Annotated in this window: 16 protein-coding genes, 1 tRNA gene and 1 pseudogene; 4 read left to right on the plus strand and 14 right to left on the minus strand. The window is 55.5% G+C overall.

The window, feature by feature from the left end; all coding sequences use genetic code 11:
• Positions 1 to 20: 20 nt before the first annotated feature.
• The 5 genes from RBB75_RS06670 to RBB75_RS06690 form a co-directional block, all read right to left on the minus strand.
• Positions 21 to 347, minus strand: coding sequence for a PadR family transcriptional regulator (locus RBB75_RS06670; RefSeq protein ID WP_353069960.1), 327 nt, complete (start codon positions 345 to 347; stop codon positions 21 to 23).
• A gap of 488 nt (positions 348 to 835) precedes the next feature.
• Positions 836 to 1840 (minus strand): phosphate acyltransferase PlsX, encoded by a 1005-nt coding sequence (plsX, locus tag RBB75_RS06675; protein WP_179640118.1) that lies wholly within the window; start codon positions 1838 to 1840, stop codon positions 836 to 838.
• A gap of 33 nt (positions 1841 to 1873) precedes the next feature.
• Positions 1874 to 2059 (minus strand): 50S ribosomal protein L32, encoded by a 186-nt coding sequence (rpmF, locus tag RBB75_RS06680; protein ID WP_179581146.1) that lies wholly within the window; start codon positions 2057 to 2059, stop codon positions 1874 to 1876.
• Positions 2060 to 2128: 69 nt separating this feature from the next.
• Entirely contained in the window at positions 2129 to 2743 is a 615-nt protein-coding gene (locus RBB75_RS06685; RefSeq protein ID WP_353069961.1) for a YceD family protein, read from the minus strand.
• A 206-nt stretch (positions 2744 to 2949) separates the two neighbouring features.
• Positions 2950 to 3891 (minus strand): catalase family peroxidase, encoded by a 942-nt coding sequence (locus RBB75_RS06690; RefSeq protein ID WP_179640120.1) that lies wholly within the window; start codon positions 3889 to 3891, stop codon positions 2950 to 2952.
• Between the two features lie 150 nt (positions 3892 to 4041).
• Here RBB75_RS06690 and RBB75_RS06695 point away from each other — a divergent pair, with 150 nt between their 5' ends.
• Positions 4042 to 5025, plus strand: coding sequence for an oxidoreductase (locus tag RBB75_RS06695; RefSeq protein ID WP_353069962.1), 984 nt, complete (start codon positions 4042 to 4044; stop codon positions 5023 to 5025).
• A gap of 102 nt (positions 5026 to 5127) precedes the next feature.
• Here the strand turns inward: RBB75_RS06695 and RBB75_RS06700 are convergent, their stop codons facing one another.
• Together RBB75_RS06700 and RBB75_RS06705 are read right to left on the minus strand one after the other, a co-directional pair.
• Complete coding sequence (locus RBB75_RS06700; protein WP_353070429.1) at positions 5128 to 6669, minus strand: hypothetical protein; 1542 nt, start codon at positions 6667 to 6669, stop codon at positions 5128 to 5130.
• 339 nt (positions 6670 to 7008) lie between these two features.
• Positions 7009 to 7329 (minus strand): annotated as a pseudogene (locus RBB75_RS06705) (winged helix-turn-helix domain-containing protein); the annotation flags it as partial.
• Between the two features lie 236 nt (positions 7330 to 7565).
• On the opposite strand from RBB75_RS06705, the gene RBB75_RS06710 reads away from it, so the two are divergent.
• Positions 7566 to 11048, plus strand: a complete 3483-nt coding sequence (locus RBB75_RS06710) for a carboxypeptidase regulatory-like domain-containing protein (RefSeq protein ID WP_179640122.1) — start codon at positions 7566 to 7568, stop codon at positions 11046 to 11048.
• Between the two features lie 72 nt (positions 11049 to 11120).
• Positions 11121 to 12530 carry a glycoside hydrolase family 30 protein gene (locus RBB75_RS06715; RefSeq protein ID WP_353069963.1) on the plus strand — a complete coding sequence of 470 codons (1410 nt, stop codon included), beginning with the start codon at positions 11121 to 11123 and terminating at the stop codon, positions 12528 to 12530.
• 161 nt (positions 12531 to 12691) lie between these two features.
• Here the strand turns inward: RBB75_RS06715 and RBB75_RS06720 are convergent, their stop codons facing one another.
• The 3 genes from RBB75_RS06720 to RBB75_RS06730 all read right to left on the minus strand — a co-directional run bounded on the left by RBB75_RS06720 (position 12692) and on the right by RBB75_RS06730 (position 17915).
• A complete protein-coding gene (locus RBB75_RS06720; RefSeq protein ID WP_353069964.1) occupies positions 12692 to 17110 on the minus strand; it encodes an IPT/TIG domain-containing protein in 4419 nt (1472 codons plus the stop codon).
• Positions 17111 to 17472: 362 nt separating this feature from the next.
• Positions 17473 to 17549 (minus strand) — tRNA-Pro (locus RBB75_RS06725).
• Positions 17550 to 17642: 93 nt separating this feature from the next.
• On the minus strand, positions 17643 to 17915 hold the full coding sequence (locus RBB75_RS06730; RefSeq protein ID WP_179640124.1) for an oxidative damage protection protein: 273 nt from the start codon (positions 17913 to 17915) through the stop codon (positions 17643 to 17645).
• A 31-nt stretch (positions 17916 to 17946) separates the two neighbouring features.
• Here RBB75_RS06730 and RBB75_RS06735 point away from each other — a divergent pair, with 31 nt between their 5' ends.
• On the plus strand, positions 17947 to 18429 hold the full coding sequence (locus tag RBB75_RS06735) for a hypothetical protein (RefSeq protein ID WP_179640125.1): 483 nt from the start codon (positions 17947 to 17949) through the stop codon (positions 18427 to 18429).
• A 61-nt stretch (positions 18430 to 18490) separates the two neighbouring features.
• On the opposite strand, the gene RBB75_RS06740 is transcribed toward RBB75_RS06735, so the two are convergent.
• The 4 genes from RBB75_RS06740 to ychF all read right to left on the minus strand — a co-directional run bounded on the left by RBB75_RS06740 (position 18491) and on the right by ychF (position 24565).
• The gene (locus tag RBB75_RS06740; RefSeq protein ID WP_353069965.1) at positions 18491 to 21181 is read right to left on the minus strand and encodes a ribonuclease R family protein; all 2691 of its coding nucleotides are present in this window, start codon (positions 21179 to 21181) and stop codon (positions 18491 to 18493) included.
• 36 nt (positions 21182 to 21217) lie between these two features.
• A complete protein-coding gene (locus tag RBB75_RS06745) occupies positions 21218 to 22036 on the minus strand; it encodes a hypothetical protein (RefSeq protein ID WP_179640127.1) in 819 nt (272 codons plus the stop codon).
• A gap of 106 nt (positions 22037 to 22142) precedes the next feature.
• A complete protein-coding gene (tyrS, locus tag RBB75_RS06750; RefSeq protein WP_179640128.1) occupies positions 22143 to 23405 on the minus strand; it encodes a tyrosine--tRNA ligase in 1263 nt (420 codons plus the stop codon).
• A gap of 62 nt (positions 23406 to 23467) precedes the next feature.
• A complete protein-coding gene (gene ychF / locus RBB75_RS06755) occupies positions 23468 to 24565 on the minus strand; it encodes a redox-regulated ATPase YchF (protein WP_179640129.1) in 1098 nt (365 codons plus the stop codon).
• Positions 24566 to 24609 lie beyond the last annotated feature (44 nt).

Raw genomic sequence — 24609 nt, forward strand, 5'->3', positions numbered from 1 at the left:
AGCATCGACATATATTTACCTCACGCATAGCTCAAAATGGCGCGAACGCCTTTCACTAGGTACTCAAAGTTCTTCTCGGCATCCTGTAACTGCTGGCGGCCCACGGAGGTCAGCTTGTAATACTTGGCCCTGCGGTTGGTATTCGTCAGCGCCCACTCTGAAGCGATCCATCGACGTTGTTCCATCCGGTGCAGCGCTGGGTATAAAGAGCCTTCCTCGACGCGCAGCAGATCGTCCGACGCTCGCTGAATATGGACCACAATTCCATAACCATGCAACTCCCCCATCTGGGAGAGAGTCTTGAGAACCAGCAAATCGAGCGTCCCCTGCAAATCATTCTTAGCCATGAAAATTGACCCCTAAACAACTTGGGATAAAAGATACCCATAGATGTATAGGGGTGTCAACGGCGAAACGACTAAACTAATAGGCGATGACAGCTCAGTTAGGCTGCTCGGAAACAGGACCGATAAACGCGCCTATGTTGACCCTATTTGGCTATCCCGGAGTACCGATCGAAATCCTGTCAAGTCCCCACCACACGAAAACCCTCGTCAATGCTGGACAATCGCGTGGCGTATGAGTTATTGCCAACCCGATATAATAAGTAGAGAGAAGATAAATAGAGACAAGAATAGCCCCGGGACCGGGGCTGTTCTTATGCGCAACTAGAACTGTAAGACTTCGAACGCTAACTCATTGATTCAGAGGAATTTGTACGTAACTCCTTTGGCAGGAATGATTTACGAGGCTTGCATCCTCGTAAATCATTAATAATAAAAGGCTTACGCAACGGTAATAAGGGGGGGGTAAGTTGCAGTTTGAGAGAACGACCCTAGGAAGGAAGCAGCGCCGCTTCAATCCCGGAGTTCACCTCGGCTTGAGCAAACTCTGCCGCAACCCGCACCCCGTTCATGATCGCCTTCTCATTCGACGATCCATGCCCTACGATGCAAACACCTCGCACGCCCAGCAGCACCGCACCGCCGTACTCCGAGTAATCCAGCCTCTTCTTGAACTCGGCAAAGGCCCTGCGCGACAGCAGCGCCCCTACCTGAGAGGTCACCGTGGACTTCAACGACTCGCGCAACGACGCACTCAGCAACTGGGCCGTCCCCTCAATCGACTTCAGCGCCACGTTCCCGACGAAACCGTCGCATACCGCCACATCGCTGTGCCCGTTGAACAGGTCGCGACCCTCCACGTTCCCCTTGAAGTTGATCCCCTTCAAGGCACGCAGCAGCGGCAGAGTATCGCGGGTCAGAGCGTTGCCCTTCGAATCCTCCTCTCCGATCGAGAGAAGGCCGACGCGAGGGTTGTTGATCTTCAGGATGTTCTTGGCATACATGTGGCCCATCACGGCAAACTGGACCAGATTGTCCGGATCGCAGTCAACATTCGCCCCAACGTCCAGCAGTAACGAGGGAATGCGATGGACGGTCGGCAGAATCTGGGCCAGCGCAGGCCGGTCGACGCCGGAAAGCATTCCCAGAACCATCTTCGCCGTAGCCATCGCCGCGCCGGTGTTGCCTGCGGTAAAGAACCCCGCGGCACGTCCCTCGCGGACCATCTTCAGCCCTACCCGCATCGTCGAATCGCGCTTGGACCGGACCGCCTGGGCGGCCTTGTCGTCCATCGTGATCCACTCGGTGGCAGGCACGATGAACACCGGAAGACGTTGTCCACGCAGCGCCTGCCGCAGAATTGGACGAAGTTTATCCTCCGGCCCAACCAGGTGGACGCGAACGTCATACTGACGCGCAGCAAGGACGGCCCCGCGAACCTCTGGTTCTGGGGACTTGTCGGAACCCATTGCATCTACAACGATGTCAGTCGGCATCAGCAGGGAAGAGCAGGGTTTGAGTTGGAAAGATTAGTTGGCTTCTTTGGTCACGAGAACGTCGCGGCCCTTGTACGTACCGCACTTGCGGCAGGCACGATGGGGAAGCTTGCGCTCGTGGCAGTTGGGGCACTCGGAGAGGCCGGTGGGGGTCAAAAAGTCGTGGCTGCGGCGCTTGGCAGTCCGTTGCTTGGAGTGGCGCCGTTTCGGATTAGGCATTGCAGTATCCCTTTCAATCGGCCGCGGCAATCACGCAAAAAACACGCAGTCGACGAGGCAAAAACTTGATTAGTGCTTCAGCTCGAGCTTGTCGGTCAGAGTTCCCAGACCCGCAAGCGCATTCCAACGCGGATCAGCCGGAGCCTCCTCGCAGGAGCATTTCGCTTGATTCAGGTTCTGACCACAGCGCGGGCAAAGCCCCTTGCAATCTGCCGTACAGAGGGTGCGACTTGGCAGGGAGAGTAACACCTGCTCGCGCACCACATCCTCCAGCAAAAGACCGCTCTCTTGATAATAACCGATTTCGGTCTCATCCGCAGTAATAGAACGCTCCCCGGCGTCCGCATCGGCGGATTCGGGACGAAAGATGAGGTCGAAATCGCCCGTAAGCGGCACCTTCACCGGGTCGACGCACCGCGCACAGAGAATCTCGAAGTCCGCACTGTAATTAGCCCGCAACCGGATATCGTTCACATGCGAACTGGAGCTGCGGTGCTCAATCAGCAGGTCCGCAACGCCGTTGACAGGCAGCGGCCCCACCTGCCGAATATCGGAGGCATAGTCCAATGCACCTGGAGCGATGACTTCAGTGAACTCAAGGGGTTCATCTACGAGTTGGAGCGGAGTAATCAGCACGTTATTAAGGGTAGCAGGTTCCCGGCGCAGATCAAATACCCTGCCCATCGCGCCGAAGAGGCTATCGGAAGCTTATGTCCTGCCGGACGGGCCCACAGCGCGTGGAGCGGTCACTTCGTGACGGGTATACCGGTCTTGGCAGGATGATAGTCATGGGGCCTCCCCTTGGTCGGCATAATCTGACTCCGACCAACGGGAAGACCACGCGAAGCTCTAAAAAGGTGTGCGAACGCCCGCCCAGCAGGACATCGATTCTAAGCAGCCCTTCGCCGACGCCCGCTCAGCAGATAAATCGCCGCTCGCAACTCCAGCAGCGGATCATCCGATGGTTCGATTCCCTCCACCCGCGGAATCGGATCGAAGATGATCTGCTTCTGTTCCTGAGCGTTATCGGCCACCAGCGCCGTCAAAGCGAAGGTGCCGAGTTCAAGAACTTTTCGATCGTCCGGCCAGTGATTGGTCGCATCGTCCACCACATCGCCATCGTTCGCAAGCTGCACCAGAATCTTGAACTTGATTGGCCCTCTCGCAACTCGCTCCGCAATCTCATCCATCAGGTAGTTCGCGTCTTTGGCAGCAGCCGCAGCGTCATCCAAATGATCGTTCCCAGCCTCAGGAACGATGCGATAGCGCCCAAATCGGCTGACTCCATCCTTGTTGGTGAACTTCATCGCGGTCACACCAAAGTAGCTCTCGCGGGCAAAGCTCGACGGCGCAGGCTTCGGCGCCTGCACAAACGCCAGCGCCTTTGGATGCGAACCAAGAAACGCCTCAAGCGAAGAGCCGGCCAGATTCTTAGGGTCACTCGTCGCAAGAGCCTTCAGTAACTCTAGAAACTCCGCCCCTGTTCTTGTCGGAAAGCCATCCGTCGAATGGCTGACGATATCGGTGTGGACGTGTTCCGCAAGGTTGAACCGAATCGCGAATCCTCGGGGATTTGCATTCGGATCGTTATCAGGCACCAGAGGAATACCAGTCGAGTCCGAAAATCGGACAGTCACTGGCATCGACTGCCGCAAGATGTGCGGCGCTTTGGTAAGTGTGGCCGCCTCGGAGGAAGGTGTAAACGTGCCGGTCAGCATCGTGCCCTTAGCATGGGCCGGTCGAAACCCGGGATTCAACCCAAAGATTGCGTCAAACTGTTGTAGAAGCTGTTCGCTGAGCGCAATGAGTTTTTCGTCGGTAGGAAGCGGCATCGTTATTCTCCTTCTCACAATCTACTGCACTCTGATTCAGCTTTAGTTAAAACGGACTCTTCTCGAAATGATTGTCTGAGAAAGACAATGCCTGGCTTACTCGCAGAAAAAGTTCGCATCTTTCATGACCCCCTGCTACGTCCAATACCGATGAGCAAGAAGTGGCAAGCATCAGACATTCCGTCGCTCGCAGACAAGCGTGTTCTTATCACTGGAGCGAATAGCGGCATCGGTTATCATGCTGCGCTAAAGCTTGCCCGTAAGGGTGCTCACATTATCTTTGCCTGCCGTGATCAGAGACGAGGCGAAGCTGCCCTCGCCCGAGTGGAAGCCGATTCACCGGGCTTGCGCATGGAGCTGGCAATTCTTGACCTCGCTTCTCTTTCTTCGATCCATCATTTTGCGGCTGCTGAACTCGCGCAACATCGCCCGCTGCACCTGCTCATCAATAACGCCGGCGTTATGACTCCGCCCCGCCGCAAAGAAACAGCTGATGGCTTCGAGGTGCAATTTGGCACGAATGTTCTAGGCCACTTCGCACTCACTGCACTTCTTATGCCCGCGCTGCAGCAGGCTGCTGGCGCATCTTCCGGCAATGCAGCCGAACGACCTCGAGTCGTGACCATTGCTTCGATTGCACACAAACGAGGACGCATAAACTTCGATGACTTGAACTCCACGCGAAGCTACTCTCCGATGGGAGCCTATCAACAATCGAAGCTCGCCAATCTTCTGATTGCTTTCGAGCTGGATCGTCGCCTGCGCGCGGCGAGCTCACGCATCATGAGCGTTGCTGCGCACCCTGGCGTAGCGAATACAAATCTCTTCCAGTCGGGCGAATACTCCGCAGTTGAAAAGAGCCTTCGCACCTTTGTGGGACATGTTATTGGCATTGCTCTCAACTCGGACTCCGAAGGGGCTCTCCCGACGCTCTATGCATCAACATCCGACGATGCAGAAGACGGTGGGTATTATGGGCCGCAAGGTTTTCTGGAGATGCGTGGTCACGAGGTAGGACGAGCAAAGATAGCTGCACAAGCGACCGACACCGCCTGTGCCGTTCGCTTATGGCAAGTCTGCGAAGAATTGACAGGGGTTAAATTCTTTAGCGAGGTGGCGGCTGTCGCCTCGTAAACGTGATGAGAATTTCTCGACGGCACCACGCAGACACGGCTCTCGCTTAAGTGATCTGGAGCTTTTGGCAGACGTGGGTGAATGAGAAGAACTAAAACCAACTCACTCGCCTAAGGCCTGAATAAGAGTAATGTGCCTTCCCGCATCGTGCTGATCGGTCAACAGAACGATCTTCCCATCCTGAGCGACAGTCAGGCCAGCGTAGACGGGAGGAGTCTGCTTGAGCATTGCGTACAAGGATGTGATCTTCGTATCGGGATTGAAGAGACGAATTGCACTGGAGGAGTCCCCGCGGTCGAGGTAGAAGATCCCCCGGGAAGTAATCTGCCAGTACCCCCAATAACCTGCGGATGGCTGCGTCAGGATCTGCGTCTCAGCTCCGCCAGTTGGTGGGACCCGCCAGATCCCGTCTTCATCGCCGCGGGTGTAATAGAGCCATTTGCCATCGGGCGATTCCTGCGGAACGATCCCATCTCCCGTGGTCACCGGCTGCGGGTCCCCTCCTGCTGCGGGTACTCGCCAGAGCTGCCAGCGGTCGCCGCGGTTAGAGCGAAAGTAGATCGACTGATCATCATGAGACCACCTCGGAGTGATATCGTTCGCATCCCCAAAGGTGAGCTGCTTTGGATGGCCCCCGGCAGCGGGCACGCAGAAGATATGCGAGTGACCTTCGGGACGTGAGTCGAAGAGAATTTTGTTGCCTTGGTTGGACCAGGAGGGGCTGCCGGTGAGCGGGCCAGCCATGAAAGTCAGTTGCCGAAGCTGATCCCCGGACTGGGAGGCAATCCATATCTCCTGATTGCCCGAGCGTCGGGACTGGAAGGCGAAGAAGCGCCCATCGGGCGAAAGGGCTGGGGCTGAATCTTGCTGGGTTGAGGTCAGAACAGAGTCGGACTGAACCGGAGTCTCCTTGCCTGAGCTCGGTTGGAGACGGAGAATGCTCCAGATGGCGGATCCTTGCGTGTAGGCTAACTCTCCGGCCTTCGGCCCCACCGCCGGCTGATACGCATCTTCCGTTCCCACGGGTAGGCGCTCGGGGAGCTTATCTTTCAGCCCGATCTTCCAAAGACCATACTTCCCGCCCCGGTTAGAGGAGAAGATGAGGAAGGAGCTATCCGCAGCCCAGGCGAGGCTGTCGATGTTCAAATGGTCATGCGTGAGCTGATGCAACTCGCCAGTGGCAGTCGACATGAAGTAGATGTCCCGAACGGCGGTTTCACTTGCCCGAGTAAATGCGATCCATTTGCCGTTGGGCGAGTAAGCTGGGTTCAGATCACCCTCCCAGCCCGCAGGTGGCGTCGTGATGGATCTGGTACTGAAGGTATGGAGATCAAGCAGGAAGATTGAGGAGTTTGGAGAGGTGCCGGAGTGGTCCGGATAGATCAATGAGCTTCCTGAGGGAGCCCAGGAGAGCGCGCCTTGCTCCCAATGGCTGGGTTCCTGCGGGATCAGTAGTCTATGTGGAGCCGCCTGCGAACTCACATTCGCAACCGAGAGGCTGAGACCATCGTTCGATCTAGCCAGATAAGCTATCTGACTCCCATCCGGCGACCAGGTGGGGCTGAACTGCTCGTTCTCGTCAGAGGTGAGCTGTTTTACCTCTTCCGTGCCAATGGTCTTGATATAAATCCGTCGAGAAGCCATATCTTCGGAGATCCAGACGAAGGCAACTTTTCTTCCATCAGGAGAGAACGCGGGCTGAATCTGCTCACCTGAGTAAGAGGTGAACTGGATCGTCCGAAAGGAGTTGGCGGCCCTGACCGATCTTCCCTTGCTTCTCTGGTAGGACCAAATGGCTATCAATGCACCCAAAATCAGCACCGCGATCAAGACGATCCACCCAATCCAGTAGCGATCACTCCACCTGGAGGTTTGCGATAGCACTGGGGGAGGCAAAGCAGCGTGGCTGAAGGAGGGGTGGATAGATGATAAGTCTTGAGTTTCGATGGGTAGCTCAGAGACCGGGGCTACGAGCCTGTAACCAACTTTGGGGATCGTCTGAATGAAGTGTGGCGTATGAGGGTCATCCTCGGTGATACGTCGCAGAATGGAGATACATCGGGTGAGGACGTCGTCGCTAACGAATGTGTCCGGCCAAACTGCAGAGATTAAGTCTTCCTTGGAGACGACACGACCATGCTGAGCTGAGAGTGTAAGGAGCACTTTCATGACTTTAGGTTCGATGTGGCGTACCACTTCGTCCCTTGTTAGAGAGTTGAGCTCGGTCTGAACTAGCCACTCTCCGACCCGAAACTCTGTCCAGCGTTCTTCCACCTCTGCCCCGACTTCCTTTAAATTGCTCATTCAAATATGCTTGTCGTCCCTCAGAAAACCCTCAGACAAGCATCACTCTCTCTTCAGGATCATCGCGTTGTCGTCTGCATAGGGTTCGAAACGCAATTAGTTGTTTGTTTTCAGAGGAAGCCAAAGTGAACCAATCAAAAAAATCATGCAGTCTTAATAGATTCGTTAATAGCGCTCCGAGTCGCACCTGGTTCCTGTCGGCAGAATGTCTGGCCGCTCATCCGCTGAACAGAGTTATGTTGGCCGCGGTGTTTATCCTACTGGCCTGCTGTTTCCCTGCCTTCGCGCAAGTCACTTCGGGCACTATTCTCGGCTCCATTCAGGATACATCGGGAGCCATTATCCCCGGCGCTAAGGTCACTGCTACTGCTTCGAATCTTGGCATTTCGCGGACGGTGAACTCAGCCGACAACGGCACCTTTTCGCTCTCTAACCTCCCAGCGACCACTTACAAACTCACGGTAACGGCAAAGGGGTTCGAAACCCTCGAAAAAGACGGCATCATTCTCAGCTCCGCCGATAAACTAAACGCCGGTACCTTCAGCCTCAAAGTCGGCGCCGAGGCCACAAGCGTCACTGTGACCGCAGATTCTGGACAGCTCCAGATTCAGGCGAACTCAGGCGAGAGGTCGGACCTCATCACTGGCAAGCAACTCAATGATATCGCTCTCAACGGCCGCAACGTTCTCGATATCATTCGCGTCGTTCCAGGCGTCTCGGGCGTAGGATCCTTCGGTGCCTCCGGAACGGGTGGCCTCACCTCGTACAGTGTCAACGGTACACGGCAAAATCAGCACGACTTCACCATAGATGGAGCTTCAAACGTCGATACAGGCGACAACGGCGGAACCCAGGTGACCGTCAACACCGACGCCATCGCCGAAGTAAAGGTTCTCACCTCGAACTATCAAGCTGAGTTCGGCAAGGCGGGCGGCGGGTCTTTCGTCGTCACCTCGCGCGGTGGAACCAATGACTTTCATGGCAACGCACACTACTTTCATCGCAACGAAGGTTTGAATGCAAACGACTATGTCAGCGATCAAAACGGGACCCCAAAACAGCTTTACCGGTACAACACGTTCGGCTACCAGATCGGGGGCCCGATTCTCAAGGATAAGCTCTTCTTCTTCTTCTCCAATGAGTTTTACCGTCAACTCGTGCCAGGCAGCCTCGACCAGTACCGCACGCCGACTCAGCTTGAGCGCCAGGGCGATTTTTCACAGAGTGTCGACAGCAGCGGCAACCCTATCCAGATCTTCAACCCAGCCACTGGCGCTCCATTCGCTGGTAACAAGATCACGCAGGCAGCTTTGACGCCTTCGCAGCAGGCCAGCTTCGCCCAGGTGCAAAAGATCTTCAGTCTCTATCCCCTACCGAACGTCTCCAATAACAATACCTACAACCGGCAGGACCCTCTCTCCTCGACCCATCCCCGTACCGAGTACATTGGTCGCGTTGACTACCAGATTTCGCCGTCCGAACGCATCTTCGTTCGGTATATCAACAACCAAGATACCCAAACTGGCCCTATCGGTTCGTTCGGTGGCATCTTGTGCGGTGGCTCGCTCCAGTTTGCAGGTGGTTGCACCGACAAGCAGCCTGGCTGGAATCTCTCGGTCGACCTCACCAGCACCCTGAGACCGACGTTGCTCAACGAGCTCACCGTCGGCCCCAGCGTGTATCACTCCAATATCGACGGCGTGAATGGCAATATCACCGTCGGTGCGAATAACATTAACCTGCCTCTGCTGTATCCGGTCACAAGTGATACTTCGATTCCGGACTTCGGATTCAGCGGCAACGGGCAAAACTATCCCTCTACCTACTTAGGTTCGACGCCGTGGCACCAGGCGACCACGACCATCACCGCAAACGATAACCTGACATGGAGCCTGCACAGTCACACGGTCAAGTTCGGCGCCTTCTATCAGCGCGCTCGCAAAGACCAGATCAGCTACGGCAACTCGAACGGCCAGTTCAGCTTCGGCAACAATTGCACTGGATCGCTGGGTTGCCTTAACTCCAGCTCCTCAAACAGTGGATCTCCCTTTGCTAGTGCCCTGATCGGTTCCTTCTCAAACTTCGACCAGTCGAGCGCTCGGCCTACAGGCTACTTCCGTTATAACCAAGTAGAGTTCTACGCGCAGGATACATGGCAAGTCTCGCCTCGTTTCACTCTCGACTACGGACTTCGTTTTGCCTACATTCCGCCGCAGTACGACGCTAAAAACCAGATTGCTCTCTTTACGCCATCTGCTTACAACCCCGCCGATGCAGTCTCTATCGATACCGGTGGCAACATTATTCCGAACTCCGGCAATCGACTCAATGGCATGACCTACGCCGCCGATGGAACGCTGCCGAAGGGCGGATGGAATAGCCGCGGCATTATGTACGAGCCTCGCCTTGGAGCTTCTTACGATATCTTCGGCGACAACAAGGGTGTTCTTCGCGGCGGCTTCGGTATCTCGCACGACCGTGAGCAGGGCAACCTGATCTTCAATACCGTCTTCGGCAACCCATCTCTTGTAACTACTCCATCCGTCCCTTTCAGCACCATCCCACAGATACCTACGGCTGCCCAGGCAAACTCCGGTGTGCTCAGCGGTATCTACGGTGCGGACGTAAACGGTCAGGTTCCAACTGTCTATAGCTACAGCCTCGGCATCCAGCGAGAGATCCTTCATGAAACCACTCTCGATGTAGCCTACGTAGGCACCCAGGGCCGCCATCTGGTCACAGCTCGTGACCTTAACACGATTCCGTACGGCACAACTTTCACCCGTGCTGCACAGGATCCAAGCCAGTTTGCCGGCGGTGTCGTTCCAACCGTCGAGCCGAACCTTCCACCCGAGTACGCCGCCGCTGGATACGCCTTCAGTGGACGGTATGCCTACACGCAGAACTTCCTCTCTCCGTACAAGGGCTACGGCCAAATGGAGTATTACAAGTTCGACGGAACCTCGAACTATAACTCGCTACAGGTCTCGGTGCAGCGGCGCTTTGCCCGTGGTCTTACCTTCGGCGGCGTCTACACTTGGTCCAAAACACTCACTACCTCCAGCGCAGATGAGAGCTTCGTCGATCCCTTCAACCCGCGCAAATACAGCTACGGTGTCGCGAGCTACGACCGTCCCAACATCGGCGCAATCAACTACGTCTATGATCTTCCTAACCTTGCCCGTCGCTTCAATGGACCTCACTGGCTCAGTTACGTTACCGATGGCTATCAGCTCTCCGGCCTCGCCAACATAATGAGCGGCCAGCCAGTACGGAACTCCCTCTACTCACCTGCGAACCAGGTCACTGGCGGTTCACAGTACAGCAAGACGCCTCCTGCATGGGTGGGTGTCGATCACCTTGGCAACCTGATTCTGCCTACTATTGGGCAGCCTAACTTGGGCGCACCCGGCAGCCTCCGTCAAGGCGGCATGGTCACCTGGGACTCTTCTATCTTCAAGAACTTCGCCATCGGAGAGGCAAGCAAAGGCCGTTCCATCCAGCTTCGCGGCGAGTTCTTCAACGTCCTCAATCATCCGAACATCCTGACACGCGACTACAACGCAAACGTCACGCTGCCAACCTACAATGCAAATGGAACCTTTACGCCGCTCTCTATCGCGAAGGACACCAACTGGGGTCAACCCACTGCTGCTTTCGGAGCAGCTGGTCCCGGTGGCCCACGCGTTATCCAGCTTGCCGCAAAGGTTTACTTCTAAACGAATTGCATCATCCGGGCTATCGCCGAAAACGATAGCCCGATTTTTTATCTCTGCTTCCCGAGGAATTTTGTGCTCTCTCGCGCGCTTCGCTACGCCTCTGCTGTTTTGCTTATCGCATCCAGCCCCTTGTTCTCGCAGACTGTACGGTCTTACATATCTACATCCGATCTCTCCCGTGCTCTTGAGGCGCAGCCTATCCTGTCGTTCGCGCCCGCAAGCAGTCCGGCGCCTCTTACGATTAGCGTAGATGAGAGCAGCCGCTTCCAGACAATGGACGGCTTCGGCATCTCTATGACGGAGGGCTCTGCATGGTTGCTCCACGAGCGGATGCCCCCAGCGATGAGCCGCGATGTGATGACGAAGCTCTTCGATCCCTCTAGCGGAATTGGCCTAAGTTTTGTTCGGCTCCCTATCGGTTCTACTGATCTATCGCTCAATCACTACAGCTACGACGACATGCCCGCAGGACAACAAGACACCGAACTGCACCACTTCTCAACCACGCACGATGAGGCGTATGTCTTCCCCATCATGCGAGAGGCACTGAAACTCAATCCGTCCATTACCGTCATGGCCACACCATGGAGCGCTCCTGCATGGATGAAGACGCATGATTCCATGATCGGCGGTTCTCTTCGCGAAGAGGACATGTCTGCTTACGCAGAGTACATCGTGCGATCGCTGCAGTCCTTTGAGAAGGAAGGCATCCCGGTGAAATACTTGACAGTGCAGAACGAACCACTACATGAGACAGAAGACTTTCCCGGAACCTTGATGCTTGCGGATCAGCAGAAGCATTTGATCGGCCATTATCTCGGGCCCGATCTACGTCGCATGGGCCTGCGGACGCAGGTGCTTGCCTACGATCACAACTGGGATCATCCGGAGTATCCACTTGAGGTGCTGTCGGACCCTGCGGCCGCTCCCTTCATGGCTGGGTCCGCACTGCACTGCTATGGAGGTGAGCCAACTGCCCAGAGCGTCATTCATAATAAGTTTCCCGACAAAGGAATATGGATGACGGAGTGTTCCGGTGGGACGTGGCAAAAGAAGGCTCCATTGGAGGTTACGGCTCACCTACTGATTGACTCTACCCGCAATTGGGCCAAGGCAGTGGCACTCTGGGGCATTGTGTTGGATACCGACCACAACCCACATGCGGGCGGCTGTGGGACGTGTCGGGGATTGGTTACGTTGGATACGAATAAGATGAGCGTTTCCTACACTGGGGATTTTTACGCGTTGGCACAGGCTAGCAAGTTCGTCCATCCCGTGGCAACTCGTATCGATTCAACATCCTTCGGGAGTGACAGTCTCGAAAGCGTGGCTTTTCAAAACGTAGACGGATCAATCGCCTTGCTGGTCTTGAACAATCGAAGCGACGCGGCAACATTCGACGTGAGTTGGAGAGCCAGTACCTTCCACACGTCGCTACCACCTGGAGCGCTTGCAACTTACATGTGGTCTCTGAAGCACTAGCCATTCCACCCGATATGTGGCCAACATGATTTTCGAATGGTCAAATTTGGAAAAATGGTCGGCCCTAATAGACGATTTTCGAAATCTGAAGCTCTACGAAGATGTTATGTGACCTCCTTGCCATGGACGCTAGTCATCGTCCACCATGTCGCTTGTCGTTCCTAGTTGATATTGAAGTACAGTGGAGCGGATACCGCAGCCCCAGGATTAGCGGCTGTGATGGTTGCAGTCCCGGCGCTGGCCAAATCGCTTGCTGGAATGGCTACCGAGACATGCGCTGGATCCACAATGGTCGTGGTCCGGTAGCTGCCGTTCCATAGCACAGCCACCCCGGGTACAAAATTTGTTCCTGTAAGCGTAAGAACGGTGTTCCCGGTGCCGTGAGTGACGCTGGTGAGGGAGCTTGAGCTTAAGGTGACTGGAGTATTCGTGTCGAGCAGCTGCGGAACAATGGCAGGGCCGCGTAGAAGATAAACGTTTCCAGTGGAGGTGAGGATGGCGAGGCCGTCCTGGCCCCAACGGAACGTATCTACCGGGCTAAAGCTGGTGGTGCTGCCTTCGATAGAAGCGAAAGGAAGAGAGAGCACGCTTGTGGTCGCAAAAGTGGTTGTATTGAAGGTGCTGATGCTGTCGAAAGCCCCGAGGGCACCGTTGGAGGAGGCGAGGGTCGGATAGAAGGCGACATTCAGCGAGGGATCTGCCTCCATGCCGAAACCGGAGGTTCCGACGACAAGCGGGATCGCTCCATGGAATATTCCGTTATAAATTGGCGTGGCGGAATTGAAATTGACGACTGCTCCTGTCTCACCGTAAGCAATTCCTGCGATGAGTTTGAAGCAAGCGGTGCTCACTGGGATGTTGGTCCCACGGGAGATTCCGGAGGCTGTGACGGGGAAGCTGGTTGCTCCCTCGCCGGCATCCGGACTGACTGGCGCGACGAGAACGGTTGAGCTGAGAAAGACAGGGCACATTCCGGAATAGATTCCGGTCGGACTGCCGCGTTCTGCCGCGGTATGCTGCGCTGTATTGAAGTCGATAACAGCGGCCCCGGTGTATTCGCCTATGTAGATCGCGACCGTGTCCTCGGTGCCCGGCATGGTAGAGACATAGCTGATGGGTGTGTCGTAGCTAGCGGATTGGAATCCGGAGACGGTGAAGTCAGGCTGCTGAGTGAGCATGTTGAAGCGCGCGATACTTCCGTTGGCGGTTGCAGGGAGAAGCGTGTAAAGGATCTGGCCGTCGTAGGTGAGGGCGAGATCGGTAGGCACACCGCCGATAGGGACCGGGATTCCGATAGAAGCAGTATCCGGGGTGATGGCAAGGATGGAATTCGCTGCAACTGACGCGGTTCCTGCACCAATGCTGGCCATGAGGTTGCGCGAATAAGGATCGTAAAGGATGTGGTTCGCGCCGAGCTTGAGAACGGAGAAGACAGTGAGCGGCAGCACCGCGGAGGTTCCTCCACCGGGTGCCGGGGTCGCCACCGAGATAGAGGCCCAGCCGAGGCTTGCAACATCCGCAGGCAGAACGACAGCCGTAAGAGTGGTGCTGTTGTTGAAGGTGGTCGAGAGCGAAGAGCCATTCAGCAGGACTGTGGAACTGCTGTTGAAGCCAGTTCCTGTCACGGTGAGGTTGGTGGCAGTTGAGCCTGAAGCGATCACCTGCGGGCTGATCGACGTGAGGGTAGGCAATGCGGAGAAGTCACCTCCGGTGATGGTCTGGGTGGAGCTGGCTTGATTGTTCGCTGGGGCCGGGTCATTTTCGCTAGCGCTTACCTGAACTGTCATCGTGGCGCTTCCAGAGCTAAGCTGCTGGACGACAATGGTGACGATGGCGGTGCCATTGCTGGACAGGCCACCAAGATCACAGGAGATAGGACCCGGGCCCGCGCATGTGCCGGAGGACGAGGTGGAAGAGACCAGGATGCCAGTCGAGGGGAGGAACGCTGTAAGATCAACGTTCGATGCGGAGGATGGTCCGTTGTTGGTCACAATCGCGGTATAGGTAGTTGTATTGCCGGTGGCGGTGGCTCCGGATGGGGTCAGGGCAACGGCGAGGTCTGCGTTTGTGGTGGAGAGGTTCTGAACAAGGTTGGAGCGGAAACTGATAAAGCCTCCAGTGCCGTGGAAGGCGAGACCATTCGATCCCCAACGTGTGAGTCTGGGACCGGTTGGGCCCTCATACTGGTAGTTGACCCTGGATTCCGGCGCAGCGATCTGGATGGGGGTGTCGGAAGTTGCGGTGTAGTTGGAGAGGTTGAATGCGCCGATCTGGTATGCACTAAAACCGGTACCGATGAAGAAGTTAGTGGTTATATTTTCTAGAAAGAAGGCTTTGCCGAGTGTCGTATCAACTGCGATTGACCCCATGGCAGCGGTCGTCCCGCTGGGATAGAAAGTTCCGAGAACGTCAGCGTTTGCCGGGTTGATGGCTTGGCCATAGGAGGTATAGAGCACCCCATTGGCAAGTTGGACATCATCGACGTTGCTCTCAGCGGTATTCTCGCCAGAGGAAGTGGAGAATTCGCGAGTGATGCCGCTCGAATTGTAGGTGTAGGTGCTGTAGCCGCCGATGCCAAGGGGGTCGCCGGGGCCATAGATCTCGTTGGTGGCGGCGTTCACGACCATAGCCCATGGAAACGGGTCGTAGGCGACATAACTTACGGTCGTAGGCCGGGGAACGCCACTGTCATAGATCGCGAGTAGGATACCGTTGGGACCGTCAGACGGGAAATAGCTCATCACAGCGACCGAGTTAGGCTGGCCTGGGATGGCAGCCATCGAGGCGACTAGGCCTGGACCCTCAAATAGTGTATCCGCGGGGATCGGGAACTGAAGCCCTGCCGTACCTGTGGCGAGGTTCACTTGACGGACAGCTGAAGCACCGTCGAGAGCTACCCAGAGGTTTTGGCCATCGGAGCTAATTGCCAGACGATTGGGTTCGCTGCCGACGGGGATAGGTGTTCCAAGTGCCCCGGTCACGGGGTCGACCGATACGATCGAGTTGCTATAGGGCGCCGGGGCGTAGCTGGGAACGGAGAGGTAGAAAAGCCCGTTGGCCGGGTTGTAGATCATGCTGTTATTGATTATTGGAACGTAAGTCGTCAGGTCGATGGGTGAACTGGTGCCAGAGTCATTGGTGACAGTAATCGTGCTAATGCCTGGTACAGACAGGGCAGAAGCGGGGATACTTAGGGAGAGTTGCTGAGGGCAGGCGCAGGTAAACGGAACCGTGACGCCATTGACTACAACCGTAGAGGTGGATGTGAAGTTATCGCCATTAATCAAGACTGTAGCGTCTTGATTGATTGGGACTACGGGAGGAGAGATCGATGCCAAAACCGGTGGTGGTGTTCCCGAAGGTGACGTTATCACAAACGGTACAGAGGCAGAGGCTCCTCCTCCGGGCGCCGGGTTCACCACATCTACTTGGAGACTTCCCGCGGCGGCTTGATCAGCAACGGTGAGTTGGAAGCTCAATTGTGTCGCGCTGACGATCGTGGTAGCACGTGACGAGCCGTTCACCTGCACAGCAGAACCCGGGATAAAACTAGACCCTACGACCGTGACCGGTGTTGGCGTAGCTGCTCCGGCGGCGACAGTATTGGGTGTTAGCGAAACTACGCTTGGCGTCGGATTCGACACAAGTAAAGAAATTCCTGAAGACGCCCCGCCTCCGGGCGAAGGATTCACTACATTCACTTGGAGGCTTCCCGCGGCAGCTTGATCAGCAACCGTAAGTTGGAAGCTCAATTGCGTCGGGCTGCCTACCGTGGTGGGACGTGATGAGCCGTTCACGTGCACAACGGAACCCGGGATGAAGCTCGTTCCCGTCACCGAGATGGTTGTCGCTGTTGCGGATCCAACTGCCACCGTGCTTGGGGCGACAGAAATGACTCCAGGCACAGGATTCGTTACCGGCAGAGAAGCTCCGGCCGACGTGCCACCACCCGGCGCAGGATTAATTGCTACCAGTACGATATTGCCTGGATTCGCCAGATCGTTGGCAGTGAGCAACACGCTAACGTGCGTTGCATCGATATAAGTAGTCTCACGCGCAGTCCCGTTTACCTGAATGACAGTTGCCGGGACGAAATCCGATCCCGTTACGGCGACGGTCACTGGCATCGCGCCAGAGAGAAAGCCGGACGGAGAATAGCCTGTAATGATGGGAGCAGGGTTATCAACCTCGAGGGCGATAGCCGATGTATCACTGCCGGTGCTCGTGCTCCCGTTAGACACGGTAATCTGCAGCATCGCCCCGGTGGCAAGATAAGCCGCTGGGACGGTCGTTGCTAACTCCGTTGGGCTAACGTAGGTAGTCGGACTGGACGTTCCGTTCACATGAACAACGCTCGTGCTCAGAAATCCGCTGCCCGCCACCGTGACCGTGACGGCTGTGGAACCTGCAGGGACAGATGTCGGCCTAATCGAGGTGATAACGAGAGCGGCTGGCGGTGGTGTCTGCGTAGTTCCGCCACCCGAAGCGGCAGGACTTGAACTTCCACAACCAGAAACAAAGAGAGCAACCGATAGACACACTATGGCAGAGACAAAGGCAAAAGATAAGCAGGGTTTCATGATCGGGGATAGTATACCCGCGAGGGATTAATTTCGCGTGCGATTTTCAGCGGAAGGAGAGCAATCGAAGCAAGCGCACTCCCTCTCTTTACGAGGCTCCTGCTCCTCGCCACAGATCATCTTTTAATTGATACGAGGGGCTCACGCCGTGTTTCTAGCGCAGTCCTCGCTCGATATATCGCCTGACGCTCAGAGCCTGAGGAAACTTCGTTCCAGCAGCTCGACCAAAACTGTTGACGAAGTACTGTGCGCAGCCTCATTTAGACGAGTCACTATCGAACGCATCAGCGGACTCGCCCAATACAGTTCGAAATAGAAGAATGGGTTCCGCTGTAAGATGCTAGAAACAAAAGACAAAATAATGGTCGGGACGACTAGATTCGAACTAGCGACCTCACCCACCCCAAGGGTGCGCTCTACCAGGCTGAGCCACGTCCCGACTATGGTTTGCACGTCAGCCCAGGAGGGTGACGGCGGGGGTATGTTGCAGTCCTAAGTGTACACGACCGGCCCGGTTTTGAGGTCAGGGAGACTATGTCGTCGGCGCCACAAACTCCTTCGGCAACGAGCCCCCCTCACCAAAAAAGAACTCGTTCATCTGTTCAACAAGAAATTCCTGCGCCTCTCGTGTCCACGGCTGCAAGCGATACTCATTCAAAAGCATCTTCTGCCGCTCTACCCATTCGCCCCACGACTTTTTCGAGACGTTCTTGAAGATCTTCTGACCAAAGTCCGAATCGAACGGCGGCTCATCCAGTCCTTCCATCTCAGTCTTGAATCTCGTGTCGAACACCATGTGTGCCATTCTCTAACTCCTTTGGAACTTTTATTCTACGATGCCGTACGAATTATTGCGCAGCATCCAATACCCCATGACTATCGCTTACGACGTAGTGATGGCAGCCGGAGCAGCAATGATGGCAGGCAATGAGTTCGCCATTGCAGCTTTTTGTCCATCTCAATTTGGAAGATTGAGTACCAGAACGCACGCTGAAGCTGCCGCTTCGATGGGAGCAAGCCTCGGAAAGGGGATGCCTTTCTGGTACGCCCTCTTGCTCCTGTTCCTCATCGGTGCAGCCTTCGAGCATCGCCCAATTTCACACGGCTTTGAAGCTCATTGCGTATGCCGAATCTCTCTGGGCCGCACCATCACCTTCACCGTAACCATGCTCGTGCCGATCAATAATCGTATAGCGAAGATGATACCGCGCGTCCCTACGACGGGTTGGCTCAAAGATCGCGTACATTGGGATCTTCTTCACCGCATACGGGTTGCGGTGCTAGTAGTATCTATTCTTCTGCTCCTTACGGCTTATTGAAGTCGGCTTGCTAAAATCTCCTCAACCAGCTTCTGATTTTGACTTGTGTGAAGGCCGGCGCCTAACGCCGTTTACCCCTCGATTTCTTATTTCGTTCCCGAGCCTTTGACTTCGTCTTGCCCTTCTTCCCCGAACGGTTAGGACTGGAGTGAGGCCGTTCTCCGTTTGCACTGGCAGCGGTCTTCGATTTACGAGGCGCACGCAGAACAGACTCCCCTTCTCCAGGCAGCAGCGCGAATTGCAGCCGCCGCTGCTGACGATCTATGCGATCCAGCAGCACGTGCACCCGCTGCCCCATCTTGAACACACGGCCATTGCGGGTTCCGACGATTTGTCTGTCTGTGTCGCGAAACATGTAGCGATCGTCTTGCAGTGAAGTGAGAGGCACTAGCCCTTCAATGAAGAGGCTGTCCAGTTCCACAAAGAAGCCGTACTTCGTGCAGGAAAGTATGATGGCGTTGAAGTCTTCACCCACACGGTCTTGCATGAACTTGATCTTCTTCCACTCGATCAGCTCACGCTCTGCATCATCGGCCCGTCTCTCGGACTGGCTTGACTCCGCAGCAATCGCACCAAGCTCAGCCTCGGGTATCGGCCCTTCTAAAACCGATCGTTCAGATTTCTCGGAAGGCCCTTTAACCCGTGCCTCTCCCCACGGCTGAGGAGAGTTGGACAGAATCGCCGCCCCCTGGGTATCTACACCGCTTCGAATGAGCTCCCGCAGCAACCGATGCACGATCAAATCCGGATAGCGCCGGATCGGGGAAGTGAAATGAGTATAGCTGGGACTTGCCAGCGCAAAGTGTCCTACATTCTTTTCGCTGTAGCGCGCCTGCTTCAACGACCGCAGCATGAGGTACGAGAGTATCCTCTCCTCCGCTTTTCCCGCAATCTTCGCCGTCAACTTCTGATACATCTGCGGCGTTACCGGAATCGACTCCGCCACCTCATGCGTCTTCGTCTGCCTGCTAGTCCCACGCGCATCACGCCGGTCGCCCTTCGTTTGAATCCGTTTTACAGGCAGGCTGCTGAAGCCCAGAGAGTAACCAAATTGGCTCGCCGTCTCTTCAAAATCGACAATCCGCTTCGGGTCCGGAACCTCGTGAATGCGATACACGCTTGCCACACCTTGGGACTCGATCCAGGTCGCGACACATTCGTTCGCCGACAACATGAACTCTTCAATCAATCGGTGCGACCACCCGCGCTGTGACCGTACGATCGCCTCCATGTTTCCATCTGGATCAAATTGAATCACCGGTTCGGGAAGATCGAAGTCAATCGATCCGCGGCGATGCCGTTTCGCATTGAGCTTCAGCGCCAACTCATACATCCGTTCGAACTCCGGGACAAGTTCGGCAAACTCCGACCGCGTCTCGACGTTGCCATCAATTACGCCCTGAATTTGTGTGTAAGTCATTCGTTTGACGCTGCGAATGATTCCCTCACAGATCTCGTATCCCAACACCTCGCCGCGCCCATCGATCTCCATGACGCAACTCAGGACCAGGCGATCCTCATCGGGTCGAAGACTGCACATGCCGCTTGAAAGCTGAGACGGGAGCATTGGAATCGCACGGTCTGGAAAATAAACAGACGTCCCCCGCAGGCGAGCCTCGAGATCAAGTGCCGTACCTGGTCTCACATAATGACTGACATCTGCGATATGAACCTGTAGCTCCCAGTTTCCATTCGACAGCGGCGTTACCAGTACCGCGTCGTCGAAGTCCCGAGCAGTCTCCCCATCAATCGTTACGATGTTCAGTCCACGAAAATCCCTGCGCTGCCTGATTTCATCGGTGTCCAGCGTGGCGACAGTCTGTTCTGCAGACGCCGTCGCCTCGGCGAGCACGTTGGCAGGGAAGACATGCGGTAAATGATGTTTACGGATAATGATTTCCACATCAACCCCGAAAGCATCCGGTGGCCCTAAGACTTCAATGATCCGTCCGCGCGCTGGCCTTCCAACAGTTGGAAAATCGGTGATCTCCACATCGACAGCAAGCCCTTCGAGTGGCCTATGCGGGTCTAGCTCTTCCGACCAATGAGATTGTTGCGCCACTGCTTCTTCACCTAGAACGCGATGTGGCGTCTTCTTCGGCGCTGAGGCAATCTCTGCACCCTCCGGAATCAAAATCGCCTGCGTCATCCGTTCATCCAACGGCGTAATGTAGTTTCCGTTGATCATGGGAGCGCTCTCCCAAAGGCCTCCCCCGCGATGCGTCTTCGCATAATGAAAGATCCCTACTACCGTGGGATTTCTTCGATTCAGTACCCGGGCAATTCGGCCTGACCTCCGGCCATCTCGACCCGGAGGCGCTTCATCCACCAGAACTTCGTCCCCTTGCATCGCACCGTTCAGCTCATTCGGTGGGATGAAGAGGTCATCGCTTCGATCCACGCTCCCATTGGGCCGCACAAATCCGTAGCCATCTCGATGCAGATCCAGCCGCCCCGCCAGCAGCTTATCCCGCGTGGCCCGATGCTCCACCGGCATCTCGACACCACCACGCTTTACACGTTTCGTCTTCTCCGGCGTTGCCGTTGGCAGACTCCACTGCTCACTATCAACCTTCACCAACTCTCCCCGCGCCGTGATCCGCGCGAGTTGCTCTAACAACAACCGACGCTCACGTCCACCGCTCAATCCCAGTTCACGGATCAGCTGCTTGTACCCAGCCCGATGGCCCGGAGAGCGCTCAATCAACCTCATCAACTCGCGGTCAGTTTGTGGATAGGGTGTATGTGCCATCGTCTCCGAGCATACAGTCACTATTCTTTTTCTTCACTAGAGCGACTTCGACATCTCAGCCGCTTGCTCCAGCGTGGTTCCGTGCGGCATCTGCGTGAAGTCAGTCTGGATCTCGTCCTGCTGCTGTCCGATGTTCTTGAAGAACAGGGCCTTCCCTTCGATGTGCACGTGGGTCTCGGTGATCTGCCAAAGACCTGGTGCAACTTCTCTGCGCTCTACGCGGAAAGTCCCTCCCTGACGCAGTCGTCCCAGAAGTCCCCAGCCGATGGTTACGTCTTCCGTCAACTTTCCACTGATCGTTACGATCCTGTTCTGCCCTTTATCGACCACCAGTTCGCCAGCCATCTGCCCCAGCACCCGTCCTTGCATGTCCGGCGGACTAAACTTCGGATTCGGCTCGAAGTGCAGCGTCATAATCTTCGCATCTTCGCTCTGCACCCCCCAGGTGAATGCCTCCGGAAGCATCCTCAACAGCTCTTCAGCATTCTTACCGTCCTGCACTCCGTCCTTTTTCTGCTTCGCAATCTGACTTGAATCGTGAATAAACGTCTGTACTCGTGCGTCCTCAATTCCTGCCTCTGAACTGTTCAGCGGTCGCCCATTCTTGCTGATCAAACGCTTTACCGATCCGTGGTCAGTCTCCACCACAATCGAAACCGTATCTGTGCCATCCTTCTGTGCATCACGATACTTCCACCGCGAGTGGTCGTTCAAATCCGCCGACAGTTCCGCCTGCATGGCTTTTCTGACGATCTCCTTAGGCTCGGGAAGGCCCTGCGCACCCGAAGGTAGAAGCTCCGTCAACAAAAACCCCGCCGTCACGATCGCCCGCAAAAAGAACTTCGAACTCTTCATAGACCCCACATCCTATAAGATGCAGATTCTTCAATAATGTTAGCGCTACCTGATCTAGCAGTAAGTACCGTCTACAGCGGGTGCACGACCTCTGCCCCTTACGAGCTTAGCTCACCCACTCCACTCGAATGCTTTTCTTACCTAGCCGCAATGTATGCGAGCTACCGGCCTTCACACCCTCAAGCGACTTGCCGCTATACTTCTCGCCGTCCACACTGACTGCATTCTCCGCGATCTTGCGCGTCGCTTCTCCTGTAGAGGCAGCAAGCCCAGCAAGCTGCAAGAGCTTCGGCAGACGAACCGCCGAACCATCTTTCGAATCAAGCAGAATAGCGAGTCCGTCAGCACCAAGGGCAATCTTTATCGCCGGCACGTCTTCGCTAATCCCGCGTTGCTGAAACATCTTCGCCCAGCTCTCAGCCGCCGCGTCCGCCTCTTGCTTTGAATGAAAATCTTGAGTAATCGTCCATGCCAGATTCTTTTTCGCCTGCATCGGATGGAGCGCCCCGGCGACAACATCAGTCTGCATCTGCGCAATCTCTGAACCCCGCAGATCCGTGAGCATCGTCCAATACTTCCACATCAGCTCATCGGAGATCGACATCAGCTTTCCATACATCTCACCCGACGGCTCATGTACACCGATTGCATTGCCTAGCGACTTCGACATCTTCTGGACGCCATCCAACCCCTCGATAATCGAGGTCATCAGCACTATCTGCTGGGATTGCCCGAAGTGTTTCTGTAAATCGCGCCCTCGCATCAGATTAAACTTCTGATCGGTCCCACCCAACTCCACGTCGCACTCCAACGCCACAGAGTCGTAGCCCTGCGCGATCGGATAGATGAACTCGTGAAGCCCAATCGGCTGCTCTTCGCTAAAGCGCTTATGAAACTCCTCACGTTCCAGCATCTGCGATACCGTGAACTGCGCCATCAACTTCACCATGTCGTAGTAGCTGAGCTTGTCCAGCCATTCGGAGTTGTATCGAACCTCGGTCTTCTCGGGGTCGAGAATCTTGAACACTTGCTCTTTATAGGTCTCCGCATTGGCCGCGATCTGCTCCCGCGTCAGCGGCTTGCGAGTTACGTTGCGCCCGGTCGGATCGCCGATCAATGCAGTCGAATCGCCGATCAGGAAGATCACCGTATGTCCCAGAGCCTGAAAGTGCTTCAACTTTCTAAGCAGAACGGTATGTCCCAGGTGCAGGTCTGGAGCAGTCGGGTCAAACCCCGCCTTGATCCGCATCGGTACTCCAGTAGCAATCGACTTGGAAATGCGCTCTTTCAGTGATTCCAGCGGAACAATCTCCGCGGCACCTTTAGTGATCAAATCAAGCTGGTCCTCAAGCGAAGCGAACGTAGGCATATCCCTCAAGTATAAAGACCAGAATGTGACTGGCACCAACCTTAGGTCAACTAATGACCACGTTAGACGTTGAACTTGAAAAAGAGAATGTCACCATCTTTGACAACATATTCTTTACCTTCGGAACGGAGTAAACCTTTTTCCTTGACGGCCTGTTCGCTGCCATATTTGAAAAGGTCATCGGAGGCGTAGCAATCGGCTTTGATAAATCCTTTTTCAAAGTCCGAGTGAATGACGCCTGCTGCGCCAGGTGCCTTCGTGCCGCGACGGATAGTCCAAGCTCTAACCTCCTGGACGCCCGCCGTGAAGTAAGTAATGAGATCGAGGAGACGGTAAGCAGAGTGAATAAGCCGGTTGAGACCGGGCTCTGAGAGGCCCATGTCTTTGAGAAACTCGTCGCGCTCAGTAGGTTCTAACTGCGCAATCTCCGATTCGAGTGCGCCGCAGATACGCACTACCTGGCTGCCCTCTTCTTCGGCGCGCTTTTCAACTGCAGCAGTGTACGAGTTGCCTTCGATGAGACCTGACTCGTCGACGTTTGCAACGTAAAGCTGAGGCTTCGCCGTGATGAGAAAGAGTTCGCGGGACAGGAGCTTTTCTTCTTCGGTAAGATCCGCGGTGCGGGCGGGTTTACCAGCATTGAGAGCCGCCAGAAGTTTCTGCAGCATGGCGTGCTCAGCCTTGATCTTGCTATCACTCGATGCTTTCGCAGCGCGCTCGACTTTTGTGTTGCGCTTTTCAACAGTATCGAGGTCGGCGAGCAGCAGTTCAGTGTTGATGATATCGATGTCATGCAGTGGATTGACTCCGCCGGCCACGTGGATGACCTCAGGATCGTCGAAGCAACGAACTACGTGTGCGACGGCATCGGTGGCGCGGATGTGGCCCAGAAACTGGTTGCCGAGGCCTTCCCCTTTGGAGGCTCCTTCAACGAGTCCTGCGATGTCGATAAACTCCATAGAAGTAGGTACGAGAGACTTGGGCTTGATGAGATCGGAGATTTTGGCCAGTCGCTCATCGGGCACGGTAACAACACCGGTGTTGGGGTCGATCGTGCAGAAGGGATAGTTGGCGGCTTGCGCCTTGGCCGAGGTAAGGGCGTTGAAGATCGTTGATTTTCCGACGTTGGGAAGACCAACGATTCCGCAGTTCAATGGCATTATGCTGTTTCCTTGCTGCTGGCTTGAGTACGAGGCTGTTTCGG

Origin of the sequence: Tunturibacter empetritectus (genome assembly GCF_040358985.1) — a bacterium.
Classification (GTDB): domain Bacteria; phylum Acidobacteriota; class Terriglobia; order Terriglobales; family Acidobacteriaceae; genus Edaphobacter; species Edaphobacter empetritectus.

Coding starts and splice junctions, on each gene's coding strand:
- RBB75_RS06670 (WP_353069960.1), bottom strand. CDS start 347: ATGGCTAAGAATGATTTGCAGGGGACGCTCGATTTGCTGGTTCTCAAG.
- plsX (WP_179640118.1), bottom strand. CDS start 1,840: ATGCCGACTGACATCGTTGTAGATGCAATGGGTTCCGACAAGTCCCCA.
- rpmF (WP_179581146.1), bottom strand. CDS start 2,059: ATGCCTAATCCGAAACGGCGCCACTCCAAGCAACGGACTGCCAAGCGC.
- RBB75_RS06685 (WP_353069961.1), bottom strand. CDS start 2,743: ATGGGCAGGGTATTTGATCTGCGCCGGGAACCTGCTACCCTTAATAAC.
- RBB75_RS06690 (WP_179640120.1), bottom strand. CDS start 3,891: ATGCCGCTTCCTACCGACGAAAAACTCATTGCGCTCAGCGAACAGCTT.
- RBB75_RS06695 (WP_353069962.1), top strand. CDS start 4,042: ATGAGCAAGAAGTGGCAAGCATCAGACATTCCGTCGCTCGCAGACAAG.
- RBB75_RS06700 (WP_353070429.1), bottom strand. CDS start 6,669: ATGGCTTCTCGACGGATTTATATCAAGACCATTGGCACGGAAGAGGTA.
- RBB75_RS06710 (WP_179640122.1), top strand. CDS start 7,566: ATGTTGGCCGCGGTGTTTATCCTACTGGCCTGCTGTTTCCCTGCCTTC.
- RBB75_RS06720 (WP_353069964.1), bottom strand. CDS start 17,110: ATGAAACCCTGCTTATCTTTTGCCTTTGTCTCTGCCATAGTGTGTCTA.
- RBB75_RS06730 (WP_179640124.1), bottom strand. CDS start 17,915: ATGGCACACATGGTGTTCGACACGAGATTCAAGACTGAGATGGAAGGA.
- RBB75_RS06735 (WP_179640125.1), top strand. CDS start 17,947: ATGCCGTACGAATTATTGCGCAGCATCCAATACCCCATGACTATCGCT.
- RBB75_RS06740 (WP_353069965.1), bottom strand. CDS start 21,181: ATGGCACATACACCCTATCCACAAACTGACCGCGAGTTGATGAGGTTG.
- RBB75_RS06745 (WP_179640127.1), bottom strand. CDS start 22,036: ATGAAGAGTTCGAAGTTCTTTTTGCGGGCGATCGTGACGGCGGGGTTT.
- tyrS (WP_179640128.1), bottom strand. CDS start 23,405: ATGCCTACGTTCGCTTCGCTTGAGGACCAGCTTGATTTGATCACTAAA.
- ychF (WP_179640129.1), bottom strand. CDS start 24,565: ATGCCATTGAACTGCGGAATCGTTGGTCTTCCCAACGTCGGAAAATCA.